This window comes from Paenibacillus sp. FSL L8-0708 (assembly GCF_038009325.1).
GTDB lineage: Bacteria > Bacillota > Bacilli > Paenibacillales > Paenibacillaceae > Paenibacillus_AQ > Paenibacillus_AQ odorifer.
The window spans coordinates 4,590,751-4,608,874 of record NZ_JBBPBC010000001.1; the positions used below are offsets into that span (position 1 = coordinate 4,590,751).

The following is an 18,124-nucleotide window of genomic DNA, read 5'->3' on the forward strand; positions in this document are numbered from 1 at the left end:
AAACGCCAACACTTATTAGCTCATAGTGTTTGGCGTTGGATTATCCAGTCTAAAGTAATGTACTAATTTTATTTTTGATCAGTAATACTTCTTGTTGCCCGGGTTACAATCCGCTTTGTTTCCTTGGTACCTGATAGGTACAACCAATCGTCACAAATTTGCTGTACCCATGCCGGATGGCTTTTACTAGCATCATTTAACCAATTGCTTACAGAATCCTGAACGTATTTTGCCGGATCAGAGTTAAGAGGTTCTAATAGCGGAAGGGCAATCGCTGGATTTTCTTTGAGCGCTGTAATATGCTTTGCCCATACCCCATGTGGGCGCGTCAATTCGATCGCAAATCTCCTAATATTCGCGTCCTGATCATGAATCCAAGCCTTTAATAATTCAATGGAAGCATCCAGCTCGGCAATGACTGATTCCCTTAAAGCCATCCATGAAATCTCACGCACCCCAAAATGACCATCCGCTGCAAAAGGACGGATTGCTGTTAGTTTTTGAACTAGACTCCATTGATGATTCTGGCCCACGATATAAGCAGCCCAGCAGCGAACACTATCGGATTTATGATGAGCTAACACAGCAAATAGCCGGGAACGTTCCAGCTCTGATTTACAGTCAAATAGAAGCTGCCACTCACGTGAAATCACCGGGATGAGCTTCATGATTTTCTTTTCCGATAACGCATTCAGCCTTTGTAAAATTGGTTTAGCATCCTGTTCAAAACCTAGCTCATTCAGTACATTTTCCAACAAGACAAGATGATCCACAGCAAGCCATTCCGTTAAATTTACGGTCTGTAAATATCCTTTATTCAGCAGTTCTACAATCTCAACGGGAATTTCAGTAACCCTCCGAGCACCCTTCCTGTGTTCCATGGAAATCGTCCCTTCACTATGATTTGAAAGCTTAAATCACCTTCATGTCATAGCTAGGATACCGTTGTTTCTAAAAATGAAGCTGTAATCTCGTTTACAACTCGATATCTATGTTATATTTCTTTCCAAAATCTTGTCTCGCTGGATATAGATAGTTCTGAACCCTGTCTGAATAACCTCCGCTTTCACCAATTCTTGCAATGCCACTGTTACAGCTTCTCTGCTGGCTCCAATTAAATTAGCGATTTCTTGATGCGATAGAGGAACATTAATTTTGTAACAATTATCCTTATGCTCAACCCCATGCTGATCCGCCAGCTTTAAAAGAACGCACAATATTTTATCATGCAGATTTCCGATGGCTAGATTTTGAGTTAACTGACTCATACTTTTTATGCGGTCGCTCAATACTTGCAATAATGACATCATAAACCTAGGCCGGTGAGAGATGAATTCTTCAAACCTTGCAGGATCAATTGTGCAGATATGGCTTTCCTCAATCGTTTCAATATAATGTTCCTTCGTTCCAAAAGAAATCATACCCATTTCACCAAAAACATTACCCTCACTGAGGATATCCGATGTAAATTGCTTACCGTTTGCGTTTAATTGGTATAAGCGAACCTTCCCTTTTTTCACAAAAAACAGCCCTTCAGAAAAGGTTGACGGTGTTTGGATATATGTATTTTTGGGGACTACTGTTATTCGCGTTAATTCTTCCATTTCAATTAGATCTTCCAGTCCTAACGATTGAAGCAAATTGAATTGAGATAAATAATGATTTTTTTCCATTGCCCCTCCTGTATAAAACGCTATTCATTTCTTCAGTATACCTTACAAAAAAAGCCACGTCCTAAGGACGCAGCTTACTAAATTACCGGTTACTTGCTTCCCAGCGCGCTACTTCTTCCCGCACACGTGGGGCCACTTCGGTGCCCAGCAGTCTAATCGCCTGCATAACATCCTCATGAGGCATCGTGCCGTGCGGCACATGTAAAAAGAATCGCGTAATTCCCACATGCTTGCGCAGATGAATGATTTTATTAGCGACAGTTTCTGGATCACCTACGTAAAGGGCGCCCTCTAAGCTGCACGCTGCATCATAATCTGCACGATGGTACGGAGGTGTTCCTTTTTCCTTCGCCCGCACATTGGTCCGGGCATGCGTTGAAGGGAAAAATTTCTCCAGCGCTAACTGATTAGTCTCCGCTATAAACCCGTGTGAATGCGAAGCGATTGGAAATTTTGAAATATCATGCCCGGCTTCAGCTGCTGCTTTTTTGTAAAGCTGTACATGTGACGCATAATCCAGTGGTAGAACATTCCCTATAATCGCTAAAACAAAAGGCAAACCTAGTGATCCTGTGCGGATCGCAGATTCTGGACTTCCTGCACTCCCGATCCAAATCGGTAAAGGATCTTGAACCGGACGCGGGTAAATCCCCAAATTTTCTATAGCTGCTCGGTGTTTGCCTTTCCAGGTCACTTTTTCTGACTTTTGGATGGCTAATAACAATTCCAGCTTCTCATTAAACAGTTCTTCATAATCCTTCAGATCATATCCGAATAGAGGAAAAGACTCTGTAAACGAACCCCGGCCGATCATAATCTCCGCACGTCCGTTTGAAATTCCGTCCAGCGTTGAAAAGTCCTGAAACACACGCACCGGATCGGCTGAAGACAGGATCATTACAGCACTGCTCAGCCGGATCTTAGTAGTCAACGAAGCAGCCGCAGCCAGTACAACCGCAGGTGAAGACGCCGCATAATCATGCCGATGATGCTCACCTACTCCGTATACATCTAATCCCACCTCTTCGGCAAGTACAATTTCCTCCACTACCTCACGTAGTCGTTCTGCATGACTTATTGTCTCACCCGTTTGGACATCAGGTGTGGTCTCGACAAATGTGCTTACTCCAAGTTCCACTATTCATTTCCTCCTAATATTCTGCACGATGCATTATTCTCTGGATGTAAAAAACCATAAAGGGACTACCTAATTATACTAACTAATTTAGGTCCCTTCGACTATAATCGAAGTTCATCTAATTAGATCCCCCTCACTATAGATCGGACTGAGGAGCCGTTAATTTAATAATTTCATTCATTTTGCTAAATTATCGGACTTAGATGCAGCTATTCGTGCAAAGTAGCTTCCATAATGTGTGTTTTTATGGAAATAAGCGCAATACAGTCCGAAACTATCGCAAAATGAACTAAAAAGTGAAAATAGCTGCAATACGGTCCGACAAACAAGACCTCGTGTGAACTGACCACAATACAACAATTATACTGGGACTTTACCGCCAATGCGCCACAGTGCAGCTAAGGCGTGGTAACGACGAAGTTTGTTTAATTGCATTTACCACCAACGCACAGCGCAGCTAAGGCGTGGTAACGACGAAGTTTGTTTAATTGCATTTTGTGCAACTATATATGCTTTGAGGGTAGCCTTTGTGGATTTAGTTGCACTCTGTACACTTAAATACGAGCACTTGCCTCAATATGGCGGGATTCTAGAATAATAGTTGTAAAATATGCAATTAAACTGCCCTAAAGCTGCGAGCATAAGAGCTTAAATGTACTTTTTACAACTATTTTGCTTTTTTAATGAGAATTGAGAGGATGCTGCTAGTGCGATGTAATCGCGATGTAATAGCAATGTAATTAGCGAAGTAATCGCAATAATACAAAAACAAAAAAGACCACTAATTACCTAAACACAGACGATTAGCGGCCGGTCAAATCCAAGCTAGTTTGCATTCCCAATATTCGGAGTTATCGGCTTATCCAGCGATTTCGGTGGTTTGCTTAGGTTTATCCTAACGCCGATCCGACCGAATACATACGCTCCGCCAGGAATTCGATTCGCTAAATTCATTATAAGTGCCGAGCCTACCACACAACCGACAAATTGCAGCAGAACACTAAATAGTCCAAGGTTTTGCAACCCAAATGAAGCTGGAAGCTTAACGAATATAGCCAATAGCAAAGGATGAAGCAAGTATATGCCAAAAGAATATCTGCTGCTCCATTCCAGTACACGTGGCACTTTCTTCATTTTCGATGCCACGGAGAAGAGCAGCAAAATCATGCTTAAGGCGAATAGAAGCATATCAATTCTTTTGGAGCTATGCGCCGTTATCCAGCCTTGACTATTCACGAACAGCACTAGCGCACCTGTCAGAACCGGGAGCGTGTATACGGCTATGCGGAACTTTTTTAATTTTTCCCGGAACCACAGCTCATTTCGTCCCAAGTAATAGGCTACTGTAAAGTAAAAAATCCAACCAGGTGCGAAAATCCAGTACATTTTATCCCAGAAATAATGGGCGGCTACCGTATCTGCGGGCGTAGTAAAGTTGAAGAAACCCAAATAGATAACGTTAATAAGGAACGATACGATTAGAACATTGCGGGGGTTAAGCCGCTTCGCATACGTCTGAAACCAGAGGAATAAAGCATAAAACTGAAAGATAATTAGTATAAAATAACCATGGAAATCTCCAATCAGCAAATGACGCCAGAGGTAATACCAAAAAGCCTGCAGCAAAGGAATGCCGTCACTACTCGACAGCTCCAATCCTTTTAGTCCTGCATACAAGGTCCCGAAAAAAAAGTAAGGAAATAAAATATACTTGATTCTTTTCTCCCAAAATCTCGCTGGAATTTCATTGGGATAGGCAAATGACAACACGAATTGGGAGATAAATACGAATACAGGTGTGCCAAACGTTAGCAGTAAACCCACCGACTCTACCCAAGATATATTTCCATCGTCATAAACCCGGTAAAGAGCATGCAGCAGGGCTATACTTAAGCAGGCTACACTACGAAGAACGAACATTTCCGAGTTCATTTTGCGTTCCATGCGGAGTGCCCCTTTCAATGGGTGCTTTTAATGATCTACTGCGCTTCCTACACTTAAGCGGTCAGTAATTGTTTTTTCCAGCCCGGTATGAAAGTTATGGTTAGGGAACCAAGACAATAATTCCTGGGCTTTTTGATTGTTTAAATAGCTATGGAGAATATCCCCCGGACGGGGCTCCGCATAGGTTGTCAAGAAATCCCGACCCGTGATGTCCCCTAACATCCGAACCATCGTATTAATCGAGGTTGGTATTCCGCAGCTAATATTCATCGTCTCATTATTCACCCTGCCTTCGGTCTGAACCGCGTCAACGAACGCTTGCGCCACATCCTCCACATAGACGAAATCTCTAGTCTGCTCACCGTCCCCATAGATTACGAGATCCTTCCCTTGCTTTATACGATCCAGAAAAACGGAAACAACGCCAGCTTCTCCATGCGAACTTTGCCTTGGCCCATATACATTAGCGAGACGCAGAATCGTATATTTCAGCCCATGTAAGCTGGCAAACATCCGAATATATGACTCTGGTACACTTTTGGATACACCATAGCAGGACTCGGGATTTAAGGGATGCTGCTCATCAATGCTCAAATATTCCGGGTTCCCATAAACCGCTGCCGACGAGGCATAAACTAGCTTTTGAACCTGATGGATCTCGCACATGCGCAGTACATTCAGCGTGCCAACAATATTCACATTCGCATCAAATAACGGGTTCCGCTGTGATTCTCTGACGTCGATCTGTGCAGCCAGATGAATGACTGCATTTGGCTTTTCAAGGTTAAACACCTCATGCAAAGTCTCATCCCGAATATCGTACTTATACAGAACCGCAGCAGGATTCATATAAGTCAGACCGGAGGCTCCGGATACATTATCTACAATCACAGTTTCTATGCCCTTTTTTATTAGCCGATCAACCACATGGGATCCAATAAAGCCTAACCCCCCAGTTACCAATACCTTCAAAATAAAAAACTCCTTTCGCCCGCTAAGAGTGATCTTTGTACCGTGCATTCCCCGAAAAATTCACATAAAATACAAAATCAAAGGATAAAGGAGTGAAGTATATGGCTACTGCCCCTATTCCAGACAGCTCGGTGACTACGTCCATCCTTTCTGATGGTGCGGTCACATCTATTAAAATAGACCCTGAGACTAACGGTTATGTGAACGTCCGATCGTACGGCGCTGTAGGAAACGGTATTAAGGACGATACAGTAGCGATTCAAAATGCTATCAATGCGGGAAACGCCAAAAACAAAGTAGTAATCTTTCCTCCAGGTGTATATAAGGTATCTTCGGGACGCATGCGTAACCCCTCCATCCTCGACTGGTGGTGTCTTCGAATTCCAGCCAAAACGAATTTAAGCTTTGAAGCCGGCTCCAAACTTGTGCTTGCCCCGAACCCACCCTCAGACACTAGGGTTCTAGTAATCTTAAATGCCTCAAATATTACAATCGCGGGCACCCTTGAAATTGATGGAAGTGCATCGACTGTTAAAACAGCCGTCAACGATCAGCTTCACGGCTTGTTCATTTCTTCTTCGCAAAATATAACGATAGAGTCAGTGTACTCTCACGATTGCTATGGGGATAATATCTTCATTGGGGGGACAGAAGAAATCCCCTCCGTTAATGTGCACATCGGATATGCACGCTGTGAGACTGCTGGACGAAAGAACTTTGTGGTCCATTTTGTAGACCAGCTTCATGTCAACAGAGCGGTTCTGAATAATAGCCGCGGTGGCGCGCCTGGTTTTACTGGTGCTAACTCTCTCGATCTTGAACCCGATGTCTTTAAAGGAACGCGCAGCTTTTATCAGCGATTCGACTCCTTGACAACCATAGGTTTCGGTAACGATCTATCAGCAGGGCTTACAGATGCTATCGCTAGACTCTGGACACTCGACATCGGTTCACTAGATATGCGTGTAAGCGGATCGGTAAGTCCAGCCTTACTGTCCTATGGACTGACGCTGAAAATCAATCACTTGGCTATCCGCTCCACCGATCATAAAGCTAGCTTCGGTCTACAGACGATCTATTCACAATTTATTGATATCGCTAGCGCCAAGTTCGATGGCATCGGGGGCCCTGCGATCTATACAGCGTTTAATGCTGCCGGAGGTAAACCAAGATTGCATATCGGTTCGTTAGGAATGTACGGTTCGGGTTCCACCTTAGCAAGTGGTGTCCGAATCGACGGAGGAGATCTTTATGTGGGGACGATAGATGCACAGGATTTAACGGGCAATACCTTGCATTTATTCACAACGGAGTCTGACGCGATGGCTACTGTCGACAATATGATCGTCCGCAATAGCGGAACCAATCAGGTAGTGCTAGTCTCTTCTTACGGTGCAGCTAAACCGTCTCTGCGCCTCAATAATGTAGCGGTGTTTGATACCCGAGCAGTGAAGGTAAAGCGAATTCTAGAATTCGAAACACTAATCGGCATGCAAGGCACATCACTAGGAACCTTGTATAATCCATATTCGCTCCCTGAATGGTTCTCGACCTACGGTAACTTCAAACGGGCCATTCGCCTCACTGGGGGGGCAGTGTTGCCCGCGGTGTTCATAGTAGAGGGTTCGCCCGAGGGAGTCGTAACCGCCCCAGTTGGCAGTCTGGCCATGCGAACGGATGGCACGGCACAAGCCACTTTTTATGTGAAGGAAAGCGGATCAGCTGCCAGCGGATGGAAGGCTAAATAAGATGAATCAACGGTATTGGTTACATGTCTCTATCGCATAAACGACACGTTCCAAATCCTCATCCGATAAAGAGCTTCCAGAAGGCAGGCAGACACCTGTTGAAAATAATTTATCCGATACACTGTATTCCTCACTGTAAGGATAGTAGTAACTGCTCTCGAACAAGGGTTGTAAATGCAGCGGTTTCCATACAGGTCTAGCTTCGATATTGTGCTGTTCCAGACATGACAGGAGTTGTTGTGAAGAGAACCCCGCCACTTCTTCATCGATGGTCAGCGCACTCAACCAGTGCGTGCTGCGACAATTGCGCGCTTCCGGCATAAAATGAAGACCCGGTATGGAACCTAACCGTTCCCTATATCGCCGGCCAATAGATCTGCGACGCTCTACTCGCTCTTCAAGCAGTTCTAATTGACCGCGTCCTATGGCTGCCAACAGGTTGCTTAACCGATAGTTGTATCCCATTTCGGAATGTTGATAATGAGGGGCAGTGTCTCGGGCTTGCGTAGACCAGAAGCGCGCTTGATCTAAGGCTTCGGTATCGTCGGATACGAGCATGCCCCCACCTGACGTCGTAATAATCTTATTTCCGTTGAAAGAATAGATTCCGAATTGGCCCCACGTTCCGCTGGCCTTGCCTTGGTAGAAAGCGCCCAGTGATTCGGCAGCATCCTCAATCAAGGTAATTCCATATCGGTTAGCTATTTCTACAATGGGCGCCATGTCTGCACTTTGTCCGTATAAATTGACGACAACAGCCGCTTTTGGCAGCAGCCCTTTGTCATTCAAAGCTTGGCAGGCCCGCTGAAAAGCTAGCGGACACATGTTCCAGGTCTCAGGCTCTGAATCGACAAATACGGGGGTGGCCCCCAAATATAAAATAGGATTGGCGCTAGCAACGAACGTGAGCGTAGAACAGATCACGTAATCTCCTTGTGTGACACCGGCTAGACGAAGTGCGAGATGAATCGCCGCCGTGCCAGAGCTTAACGCTAGTGCACCCTTTGATCCTGTGTAGGCGGCCATCTCCCGCTCGAACGCATCAACTTGCGGACCAATAGGAGCAATCCAACCAGAGTGTATCGCCTCCTCCATGTAGACCTGCTCACGACCACTAATATGCGGCGGGGATAACAAGATTCGTGGCAGAATGCTCGTTTGACTAATGCTCATGCGAAGCTCCTTTCTCCATTTGGACCGATTTCTTCAGATGGAATACATATCATATCGAGATCTGGATGCCGATAGAGCGGAAAGTAATTTCCTGATATTCTGGTGTCACAAAAGGATATGATCCGCTCATACAACTCTGGGTAAAAAATTCGTTTACCTAAGTAATAGTCAAGGGGTTCCAGTTGTGTCGCGAATCTATGCTTGAATTGAAATAAGTCGTCATTCCCCTTATATCCCCCGCCAAGATGAAAACATTCAAAGCCATTTTCCATCCCCCACTTGGCTGCTGCGTGTATTAGCAATTTGGTAGGTGACCACTGCAGATAGGCGCGATCCCAACCACATAGGTGATAATGCATCCACGGTCGTTCATGTAACACGATGCTGGTCGCCACCGTTTTCTCCCCATCCATAGCTTCGAATAGCTCTACTCTCCCCTCAAGTAGATGACTAGTATCTTCTATAAATTTTTTGGGAAAATAATAAAAAGAATCCGCCTGTAAATCGTTTAGTGTTCCGTAATACAATTCACTGAAGGACTCAATACGATCCTTCAGATTCGAATTTCGAATCGTAAAGGGTGCGGACTTTAATTTATGAATATTCCGTTTATGATTGCTGCCATAATGCCGGATGAGCTCTGACTCCGAACCCACAGTCAAATCAATATAAATTGTATTCCTATTCCATTCGGTGGTCAGACCACTTTGATATTCCGTAGCGTTGCCAATCAAGGGATGAAATCTTACAAACTCGGTCATGATCTTTTTCTCTCTACAGTAATCCGTGAACGTTTCACTGAATTGCCGGTACAGCTCACTTCGTTCGGCTCCCGGAGGGAGATTCGATATCGGTCCCCCGTATCCATAGGGTGTACTAATGTCGTACCAATCGCCTTCAAGCCCCAGTTGGATTACGGCAGGAAGATGGCTTATGGAGCGAAGTAAGTAAGGATAAACTATGAGCTGGTCTCCCTGCTTAAAAACAAACAGCTCTGCCTGCTGATGCTCTCCATCCTCAAACAGCCGAAAAAACGCTGAGGAGAAATAGATATCCTTCGTCTCTAACTGGTTCAAATAGGCATCCCATTCCGCTGAACTAGAGCTGCCTAACACGATAAAGTTACTCATACAACACCTCTTGATTCTCCAATATTTTGATCATACGTATACTTTCAGTGCTTAAGATTAGCCCGGGGTCTCGCTCACGCAAATAAGCATCTGAAGAAAGCAACAATAGCCTTTTCTCCCGGTCTAAATCCATTAATACGTCTGTCAAAAGATTGCAGCCACTCCACCCTCCACTTTGCAGTTGGATACGATAATACTGTTCACCTAACCGGCCCACAACTGAAGTCTCTTCCTTCGTTCTAATCTTAAGAGAAGAGAATCCATACTTTTGATGATATGCCTCTGCCATCGGATAATCATCTATGATGTACGCCAATGCTTCTCTATCCCTATCAATCGATGGAGCCAAATCTCTTACATACCAGTAAGTCCGGCCTTCCTCTGCAAAACCAAGCCGCAAATACCAAGCATGAGCTTGCTCATTCCACGAAAATACATCAAGTGCCAGCTTCGAAATGCCATCCTTTTGGGCCAACGTCTCCCCGTACGCCATAAGCTTGCCGCCGATGCCGTCTTTTCGATAAGCTGCGTCCACATTCAAGTTATTCAGAACCAGCATCTGCTCCATTCTTCGCCATTCAGCGAATCCAATAAGAAGGTCTTCAGAATAGGCACCAATCAGCAGTGTTGCTGAATGGCTTCCGCATTTACATGCTGCTTTCAAATATTCGGGATAACCGCCACAGGCGAATATGGTTTGATTGTAGACCGACTCTGGCAAGTTGCTCTGTAAGAGCCGGCATGCAAGGTGAATATCATCTTCCTGAAGCGGACTAAACCGCAAATTCATGCCGACCCCTCCTTTTGGTTCATTCTGTACTCATCGAGCGGCAGACTATGCTCACCCGGATTGGCCACAACGTCATCTTGGCGGATCACCTTCAGCACAGTTTTGCATAAGATCAACGCATCTAATCTAAAGCTTAGCTTCTCAACATAGGTAACGTCATAGGAGAGCCGCTGTTTCCACTCCGAAGTATTACGTCCAGATACCTGCGCCAATCCCGTTATTCCGGGTCTTACAGTAAATCGCAGCCGCTCCCGTTCAGAGTAATGCGGGCTGTAACGGATGAGCAAAGGTCTTGGTCCGATCAGACTCATTTCTCCCTTCACAACATTTACTAATTGCGGGAGCTCATCCAGACTCAGCTTTCGAATCAATCCGCCGAATTTGATATAACGCCGAGCATCCGATAACGGCTGGCCCTGCGCATCATACATTTCAGCCATGGTTCGGAACTTGTAGATGTAGAAGGGTCTTTCTCCCATTCCCGGCCGCTGCTGCTTGAACAAAATAGGACTTCCCAGCTTTATCCGAAGCAGCAACGCCACCACAGCCATGACCGGACTAAACACACCTAACATAACGATCGCTCCCACCAAATCGAAGCCCCGCTTCATATGGCGATACATGGTAGTCTTTCCCCCGCCTTTCTCTTATTCCGTAAAAAGACGTTCTGTAAGTGACTTTACCTCTTCCGGATTTGCACTCCAATAATACACTTTGGTTCGGACGAGCGGATCTAGAGCAGAGCTGTTATGGCCAGGAATCTGTTCGTAAGCAAAATCTGCGGAATCCATTCCTTTGAATAGCCAAGCTAAGCTCATCAAATCACTGTCACTAAAACTCGTATCAATAATGTCTTTCTTTTCACGCAGTAGCAGTCCCGCTAGATCAGGAATATGCTCCGGACTTAATAGCTTTTTGGCTACAGCCCGAACGATATTGAATTGCTCCCGTTGGCGGCTAAAGTCACCCTCCGGAGTCGAGTAGCGCTCCCTTGCTAAATAAAGCGTGTGGGCACCATCCAGATGCTGCTCACCTTTCTTGATGGTGATCTCCGGAGTGATGGTCACATCCTGATCAATCAGCATATCGATCCCGCCGATCGAATCGATGAAATCACGAACACCGGAGAAGTTCGTCTTGATGTAGTAATGAATAGGAATATTCATAAAATCACTAACGGCTTGAATCAGTGTCAGCGTACCCTGCTGATTCCCACCCTTTGTTTCACCAACGATATGTGCATGATTGATCTTGGTATAACCGACGTTCTGCACATAAACCCGCGTGTCCCGCGGCACAGATACGATATTCACCTTCCGTTGATCCGGCATCACATGGGCAACCATGATCGTATCTGCCCGCGAGCTTTCTCCGCCCCAAGTGTCTGTTCCAATTAGCACTACATTAAAGGATGAGCTTTTCTTGTCTGTTGGAGATGTCACCGCAGTTGGAGTCTGTGTAGACGTTGTAAGGGTAAGCTCATCCATTTGCGCTTGTGGGGCTGGTGTGCTGAGCGATTGCACCATCGCTTCATTGTCCGTAACCACATTAGAGCTAGGGATCGTCAAGGGGTTAAGTATCGCCTTATTAAAACGATGCTCTGGATTCAATATCCCTCCAATCCAGATCCCCCCAACTACAACCACAACAAGAATAACAATCAGGCTGTATCGTCCCACCCGCCGCATGCGTGAACGTTTACCTGTAATTGCCTTGTCGCGCTTGCCCCATAATCTTGTCATCCATGAATGCTTAGTCGACTTCATAGGTCAGATTCCCGCATGAACTTCGGATTTAATGCGTTCAAGATCATGTGTGCCCACCTGCGGTTCTTCCTGAAAGCCCGAATAGCTTGGAATTAGCTGCTTTAGCAGTTTTTTGATCTGATGACTGCTTGGCATCAGTTCATACCGTTTGCACAAGTTCTCCAGAACCCCCAACACCAAATTCAGTTCAGATCTGGAGACACTTTGCGGGCGGCTAATCATAATACGGTAGTTGTTAGTGACCAATAACCCTTCTTCTTCAGTCAAAAGCTCCTCAAACAATTTTTCTCCAGGACGAATGCCAGTGACCACAATGGGAATATCTTTGTCAGGCTCGAGACCCGACAAGCGGATTAAATCCCTCGCTAGATCGTATATACGAACTGGCTTACCCATATCCAGCACAAACACTTCTCCCCCTTGTGCCAGCACACTTGCTTGAATAACCAACTGTACCGCTTCGGGTATCGTCATGAAGTAACGCACCATATCCATATGTGTAACCGTCACCGGGCCGCCGTTTTCGATTTGTCTTTTGAATAACGGAATGACACTGCCACGACTGCCCAGCACATTACCAAAACGTACAGCGGCAAAAACCGTCTTACTTAAGGAATTCTGATCATTAATGATCATTTCCGCGGCTCGTTTCGTGGCCCCCATAACACTGGTAGGATTAACCGCCTTATCCGATGAGATGAGGATGAACCGTTTAGCGCCATATTTAGCACTCGCTTCCGCTACATTCCTTGTGCCGATCACATTATTTTTAACTGCCTCTACTGGATTCATCTCCATAAGAGGAACATGCTTGTGCGCAGCGGCATGATACACAATGGAGGGGCGGAACTTTTGAAAAACGTTATCGATCCGCGATACATCCTGAATGTCCGCTATAATGGGATGAATGATCTGATCGGGATATAACTGTCGCAACTCTTGTTCAATAAGATAAATGCTATTTTCTCCATGCCCCAAAAGCAGCATTTCCTTCGGACGATACGCAGCCAATTGCCGGCATAATTCCGAACCAATTGAACCGCCTGCACCCGTGATGAGAATACACTCGCTTCCCAAATTCTCACGAATCTCTTCCGTATTAATTTCTACGGGACTTCTCCCCAGCAAATCATTTACGGATACTTCACGGATCATGTTAATGGCCATTTTCCCGTCCAAAATATCGGTCATACTAGGCATTAACTTGATCTGAGCTTTGGTAGATTTGCATATTTCGATGATCTCCAGTAATTCCTTTTGAGGAGCCGTAGGCAAAGCGATGATAATGAACGAAATATCCAGCTGCTCGACTGCCTGGGGAATGAAGTTACGGTTACCGACAATCGGCAACCCCATAAGCTCCAGCTTGCGCTTTGAGATATCATCATCTATGAAGGCAACTGGGTTCATGAATTTAAATCTTGAATGCTTGATATCTTTGGTAACGAGGATGCCTGCTTTCCCTGCCCCAACGATTAGCAGATTGCCTTCGGATGAACCCTTTGTTCCCAGTGTTTCGAATCTATCGTTGATGAGGCGGTTAACTAAACGTAAGCCGGCAATGCCGAGAAATACGTAACCCGCTGCAAAATAAATCGAAATCGGCAATCGATAGGAAGGGACGAATACATGCGCAGATACATTGACAGCGACCACTCCGCAGAGTGTTAAAGCACTCACTTTTAGCAGCTGCAATAACTCACCTATACCGGTGTATCGCCAAATATTGTTATACACCTTGAATCCAAATGAGAACGCTGCGTACACCATAATGTGAATGAGTATCGCCCACGGAAGCATCCACATGTACTGCTCAGGGATTTGAAAATCAAACCGAAGTAAAAACACAAGCCACACTGAAGCCGCTATAATTCCCGCATCCAACATGACTAAACGTACGATCCGCATTTTCATCACTTCTTTCTCCCTAATTAACTAATTATTCGTTTATTCGTTTATTCGTTTGTTGTCGTATATGCGAGAATGAATTATCTATCTGCTGTCAGACCCGTTTGTAATTCAGACGGAAATGGCTTTATCCCTGGTTCTTTCAGCGCTTCTATATAAATCGAGTCCATTTCACGAAGCACCGCTGGCAATCCATAGCGAATAATCCTGTCCTTGTTCGCCTTACCCATTGCTACGGTCAAAGCTGCGTCCGCTCGCAGTTGAACCAGTGCTTTTGCCGTAGCGGCAATATCATCTACTGGAACCAACATGCCCGTTGACTCATGCTCAATCAAATCGCGAATGCCCCGAATATGTGTGCCGATCACGGGTTTGCCTGCTGCCATCGCCTCCATAATCGCCCGGGGTAACCCCTCACGATAAGACACAAGTGCCGCAACATCACACGCTTGTAGCAAATCCGGTATTTCTCTTCGGAACCCCAGAAAATGCACCTGATCCCTAACCTCTAACCGAGTAGCAAGTTCTATAAGGGTTTGCTCGAAAGGACCTGTACCTGCGAATGCTAGATGAATATCGCTTGCTTGATCACCCAAATGATGTAGTGCTTCGATCAACTGTTTTTGGTTCTTGTTAGCATTTAACTCAGCGACGCAGAGAACAACGAATGAAGGATTATCATTGTCACTCTTAGGTAAATCAAATAGCTGGTGACGACTTTCCCCCATCATTTTTGCAATTTCATTATCCCCCTCACCGCTACCGTATACCTGAAGATCAAGCCCGACTCCGCTCACATAAGTTACTTTTTTTCGGACAGGGAATTTCTGAGCACGCTCATAATCTTCACTATTAATGGTGATCAGTACATCCGTCCAACGTGCCATCAAATACTCCAACGGATAATAAAGCATCCAGTTCAGAAAAGGAGCACCTTTAAAAAAATGAAAACCATGAGCTGTATACAATACGCTAGGGACACCTGCTCTATGGGCTGCAATCCGTCCGAGAATCGAAGCCACTGGTGTATGTACATGGACGAACTGAAATTTTTCCGCTTGGAAGCTTTTCGTTAAGATCCGCAGAGCCGTCCAATTCTTCAACTGTAAAGGACTTCGTTGTATAGGTACGTCGTGACATACAATTCCCCGCTGTTCCAAGCGCTGTCTGGCTTCGCCCGGCTGAGCGTAAGCATGGACTTCACACCCTTTTTGCAGCAATAACACCATGTAAGGTAAATGAAAACTCTCGAAATGCCCATATATGGAGGCTACAAAAGCAACCTTTGCTTGTAAGCCACCCTCAGCTGGAATACTCCCGATGTCCTTACTTGAGCTTTTATTGAGGTTGCTCTGCTCGTTGTCGAAGCTTGCGCCCAGTTGACCGTTCAACGTGTTGGGTTCGATAGGGCATCTCTCCTTTCAGGTTTTTGTCTGTTAACCGGATGCAAGCTCCGTTCATCGCCATCATGAACCACCAATACCGCTGGAATAACGCCTCAATACCCATCGATAACCCAATCATCGCCGCATGGGACAACAGCAATGCCATAATAATTGGCCTATGAATGGGATCTGCTGCACGATAAGAACGGATACCCACAATGAAGAACCAAATCATAAATCCTCCATATACAATCAAGCCCAATAAGCCGAATTCAGTCAAAAACCATATTGGCGTGTTGTGGATAATAATGCGCAGTTCGTAATTATAGGAACCAAGCCCAATGCCTAATAATGGACTTTGTGCGATCCAATCCACCGCTTTGTCAATGATGTCAAGACGCGACTGGATCTGGGAAGGTCTGCTGGACATAGACTCCAGCACATTTAGATAAGCGGTGCCTTTATACAGCAGCAGAGCTATAAAAGCTACACCAAACCCCATTCCGATCTTGAGCAGTCTGGAAGGTTTGGTAATCAAAAGTGTAAGTAATACAAGGAAGAGACCAATCCATGACGAGCGCGAGAAAGTCATCATAATGCCCCCGGCTAAGCTTATCGTCGCTAGTATGCTGACCCATCCCCGCAGCAGCTTTATCTTCTCCCCACTCGTCATGATATGAATGGCAAAAGCCGTCACCAGCAATCCCCCGTATGCATTGGGATCAATTAACATGCCGGACAACCGCCCGTCTTGCACCATAAACGGAACCTTTACTCCGCTGAAAAAAGCGAATAGGGCAACACCATTTAAGAGCAGCACACTGATCAGGAAAAATCGGAGCATCTTATATAACCGTTCCCAGCTATCTACGGCTTGCACAAGCATGATGTAGGTCAACAATAGGAGTATGAATCCAATATCTTTTTGCAGTAAGGCGTATTGGGTTATGAAGCCGTTGCGCCAAATGGATACAAAGGAAGCTAGAACAAAAATGAACAACATGCCCCAATGCCATGAACTGAATATCCTCCGGTCCAATTTGAGATGGAATCCAGCGGCAAACAAACCTAACATTAAGAAGAGATCCGACGGGGCGATACGGAAGGCTCCACCAAAATCAAACTGTGCCGGAAGGCATATGATATACCCCATGACCGCAAACAGAAATAAATTATGCATGGTGTAGGGCTTCCCTACAACAGATACAGATGTCATACAAGTCCCTACTTTCCTACTTTCCTATAAAACAAAGAACTTATGCTGCCGCTTCCGACTGTTCCCGATTTCTTACCTTTCCGATGACACGATACAGCACAACTACACTGCCAATCATCTGTACAAATAACGACGAACTAGCTCCCATCGCAGCACCTACTACCCCGTAATGAGGTACGAAGATCAGACAACATAAGCCATTAGTGAATGCTGTGCACAGAAACAATGGAATCTGGGCTTTGTACCTTCCGGTAGCCGTTATGGCGTACCACAGGTAGGATGAAATAAATACCAGCATGGTGGACGCCAGCAGCCAATGAAACAACCCTAACTCTCCTGCCACGTCTGAACTGAATAATAAGGTTAACAGCTTGTGTCCAAACAACCACCCTATCAAACAAGCGACCGAACTAAAACCCAAACCCATCGCTATCATTCGGCTGAGTAAAGTGACAAACTCCTTGTGTCTCCCGGCTGAATGCCACCTGGCAAGACGTGGTGTTATGGCTTCACCAAGTGCGGTGACGACAACATTACAGGCAACAATCATATATGAGAGTGAAGCATAAATACCTAAGTCATGCTCCCCTTTAAAATAGGAAATCGCGTATAATGGGATATTCGTATTTAACGACATCAACGCCAACACCACGCCTAGCGGTGAACTGACGATCAGTAAACTCCATAGGCTTCTTTTGTTGAAGAGTGGCCTGAGAGAAGTGTATATTCTCGCTTTACGAGCATCATATCCAATCGTTATCGCTAACCATCCGATAATCATGACTAACAAGGCAAGAATAAGGCTCTGTGTAGGGATAAATACGAGGATGAAGATTAGAATGGAGAATAACCCTTTTGCCATTCTGGAGATTGAGATTTGATCTAATCTCTCCTCCTTTTGAACGATGCCTAATAAAATATCACTGATTGATTCAACGATTCTATACAGACCGATGAAGAAAATAACCAATGCTGTATTCCAATCCAAACCACTCATTATGCAAAAACCTGCGGTAATCGTAAACGCAAGGGCGGTTGTTATCAGCCGTAAGCCCAGAAAGTCTCCAAAACTGTATTTCCCCGATGAATCAACGATTAATACGGAACGAAGATGTAGATGCGACAGCATAAAGATCGGAGCAGTAACTGCAAGCCCTAGCGAATATTGCCCCACGATTGCCGATGACCCGAATTTATTCAGCAGGATCACAATCACAAACTGAGCACCAGCGTAAGTGATATTCCCGAGCAAATAACGAAGAGAAGCAAATGACATAGACG

Annotated in this window: 15 protein-coding genes; 1 reads left to right on the top strand and 14 read right to left on the bottom strand. The window is 45.2% G+C overall.

All coding sequences use genetic code 11. The features are described 5' to 3' along the window. Positions 1 to 68: 68 nt before the first annotated feature. The 5 genes from NYE58_RS21995 to NYE58_RS22015 form a co-directional block, all read right to left on the bottom strand. On the bottom strand, positions 69 to 881 hold the full coding sequence (locus NYE58_RS21995; protein ID WP_341003035.1) for a DNA alkylation repair protein: 813 nt from the start codon (positions 879 to 881) through the stop codon (positions 69 to 71). 108 nt (positions 882 to 989) lie between these two features. Beyond that, on the bottom strand, positions 990 to 1,673 hold the full coding sequence (locus tag NYE58_RS22000) for a Crp/Fnr family transcriptional regulator (protein ID WP_076129738.1): 684 nt from the start codon (positions 1,671 to 1,673) through the stop codon (positions 990 to 992). Positions 1,674 to 1,755: 82 nt separating this feature from the next. Then, positions 1,756 to 2,811, bottom strand: a complete 1,056-nt coding sequence (locus NYE58_RS22005) for an LLM class flavin-dependent oxidoreductase (RefSeq protein ID WP_076219534.1) — start codon at positions 2,809 to 2,811, stop codon at positions 1,756 to 1,758. 825 nt (positions 2,812 to 3,636) lie between these two features. Then, positions 3,637 to 4,755, bottom strand: a complete 1,119-nt coding sequence (locus NYE58_RS22010; RefSeq protein ID WP_341003037.1) for an acyltransferase family protein — start codon at positions 4,753 to 4,755, stop codon at positions 3,637 to 3,639. 27 nt (positions 4,756 to 4,782) lie between these two features. Then, positions 4,783 to 5,727, bottom strand: a complete 945-nt coding sequence (locus tag NYE58_RS22015; protein WP_076129741.1) for an NAD-dependent epimerase/dehydratase family protein — start codon at positions 5,725 to 5,727, stop codon at positions 4,783 to 4,785. A 101-nt stretch (positions 5,728 to 5,828) separates the two neighbouring features. Here NYE58_RS22015 and NYE58_RS22020 point away from each other — a divergent pair, with 101 nt between their 5' ends. Continuing rightward, the gene (locus NYE58_RS22020; protein WP_076219537.1) at positions 5,829 to 7,475 is read left to right on the top strand and encodes a glycosyl hydrolase family 28-related protein; all 1,647 of its coding nucleotides are present in this window, start codon (positions 5,829 to 5,831) and stop codon (positions 7,473 to 7,475) included. A gap of 6 nt (positions 7,476 to 7,481) precedes the next feature. Here the strand turns inward: NYE58_RS22020 and NYE58_RS22025 are convergent, their stop codons facing one another. The 9 genes from NYE58_RS22025 to NYE58_RS22065 all read right to left on the bottom strand — a co-directional run bounded on the left by NYE58_RS22025 (position 7,482) and on the right by NYE58_RS22065 (position 18,119). Next, complete coding sequence (locus NYE58_RS22025; protein WP_076219538.1) at positions 7,482 to 8,648, bottom strand: DegT/DnrJ/EryC1/StrS family aminotransferase; 1,167 nt, start codon at positions 8,646 to 8,648, stop codon at positions 7,482 to 7,484. Further along, a complete protein-coding gene (locus NYE58_RS22030; RefSeq protein WP_076219539.1) occupies positions 8,645 to 9,778 on the bottom strand; it encodes a GNAT family N-acetyltransferase in 1,134 nt (377 codons plus the stop codon). The genes NYE58_RS22025 and NYE58_RS22030 overlap by 4 nt, the downstream gene beginning before the upstream one ends. After that, positions 9,771 to 10,568 carry a GNAT family N-acetyltransferase gene (locus NYE58_RS22035; protein WP_076277769.1) on the bottom strand — a complete coding sequence of 266 codons (798 nt, stop codon included), beginning with the start codon at positions 10,566 to 10,568 and terminating at the stop codon, positions 9,771 to 9,773. The genes NYE58_RS22030 and NYE58_RS22035 overlap by 8 nt, the downstream gene beginning before the upstream one ends. Then, complete coding sequence (locus tag NYE58_RS22040; protein ID WP_081383499.1) at positions 10,565 to 11,179, bottom strand: sugar transferase; 615 nt, start codon at positions 11,177 to 11,179, stop codon at positions 10,565 to 10,567. Before NYE58_RS22040 ends, NYE58_RS22035 begins: the two co-directional genes overlap by 4 nt. A gap of 36 nt (positions 11,180 to 11,215) precedes the next feature. After that, positions 11,216 to 12,310 carry an LCP family protein gene (locus NYE58_RS22045; protein WP_341003038.1) on the bottom strand — a complete coding sequence of 365 codons (1,095 nt, stop codon included), beginning with the start codon at positions 12,308 to 12,310 and terminating at the stop codon, positions 11,216 to 11,218. Between the two features lie 27 nt (positions 12,311 to 12,337). Next, positions 12,338 to 14,248 (bottom strand): polysaccharide biosynthesis protein, encoded by a 1,911-nt coding sequence (locus NYE58_RS22050; protein WP_076194875.1) that lies wholly within the window; start codon positions 14,246 to 14,248, stop codon positions 12,338 to 12,340. 74 nt (positions 14,249 to 14,322) lie between these two features. Further along, positions 14,323 to 15,633, bottom strand: a complete 1,311-nt coding sequence (locus NYE58_RS22055; RefSeq protein WP_081398283.1) for a glycosyltransferase family 4 protein — start codon at positions 15,631 to 15,633, stop codon at positions 14,323 to 14,325. Beyond that, the gene (locus NYE58_RS22060) at positions 15,581 to 16,843 is read right to left on the bottom strand and encodes an O-antigen ligase family protein (RefSeq protein ID WP_081387638.1); all 1,263 of its coding nucleotides are present in this window, start codon (positions 16,841 to 16,843) and stop codon (positions 15,581 to 15,583) included. Before NYE58_RS22060 ends, NYE58_RS22055 begins: the two co-directional genes overlap by 53 nt. Before the next feature lie 40 nt (positions 16,844 to 16,883). After that, positions 16,884 to 18,119: an oligosaccharide flippase family protein gene (locus tag NYE58_RS22065; RefSeq protein ID WP_076194869.1), complete on the bottom strand. Its 1,236-nt coding sequence runs from the start codon at positions 18,117 to 18,119 to the stop codon at positions 16,884 to 16,886. Positions 18,120 to 18,124: the final 5 nt, after the last annotated feature.